Origin of the sequence: Shimia sediminis, from assembly GCF_003990645.1 — a bacterium.
Taxonomy (GTDB): Bacteria; Pseudomonadota; Alphaproteobacteria; order Rhodobacterales; family Rhodobacteraceae; genus Shimia; species Shimia sediminis.
On sequence record NZ_RYZK01000046.1, the window covers coordinates 1 to 907 of the forward strand.

Annotated in this window: 1 pseudogene; it reads right to left on the reverse strand. The window is 26.0% G+C overall.

Annotated elements, in window-relative coordinates:
• Window positions 1-856, reverse strand: a pseudogene (locus EK369_RS22810) (NADH-quinone oxidoreductase subunit H); the annotation flags it as partial.
• Between the last annotated feature and the right edge of the window lie 51 nt (window positions 857-907).

Genomic DNA, 907 nt, shown 5'->3' on the forward strand with positions numbered 1-907 from the left:
CTCCTAAATAAAAAATTAAAAAATTTAAAGAAACTGGAAGGAATCTTTTCCAAGCTAAGTACATTAACTTATCATAACGATAACGGGGCAAAGTTCCCCGAACCCAAATAAAACAAAAAGAAATAAAACCTAGTTTAAGAAAAAATAACCAACTATAAAAATCCCTCCCTATAAAAAATAAAGAAAACAATATTCTTATAAAAAGAATATTAGCATATTCAGCTAAAAAAATTAATGCAAATCCCCCAGCTCTGTATTCCACATTAAAACCTGATACAAGCTCAGATTCGCCTTCAGCAAAATCGAAAGGAGTACGATTAGTTTCGGCAAGACTAGTAATAAATCAAATTAAAGCTAAAGGCAAAAAAGAAAAAATTATTCACAAATAATTCTGAAAAACTATAAAATTAAAAATATTAAAACTTATAATAAAAATCAAAAAAGAAATTAAAACTAAAACCAAACTTACTTCATAAGATACTGTTTGAGCCACACTACGTAGACTACCAAGTAAAGAATAAATAGAATTAGAAGATCATCCTGAAAGTATAATAGTATAAACCCCTAAACTAGAACAACATAAAAAAAACAAAACACCAAAATTAAAATTTATAAAACCAAATCAAAAAGGTATACATAACCAAATAATAAGCGCTAAAAACAAATTTAATACAGGAGATAAATAATAAATATAAAAATTTGATATTAAAGGAAAAACTTGTTCTTTAGTAAAAAGCTTAATACCGTCTCCTAAAGGCTGAGGTAAACCTAATAAACCTGCTTTATTTGGTCCTTTACGAATTTGAATATAACCTAAAACCTTACGTTCTAATAAAGTTAAAAACCCAACGCCCAATAAAACACAAATTACTAATAATAATAAATTAATAAAACAAGAAATATAGTC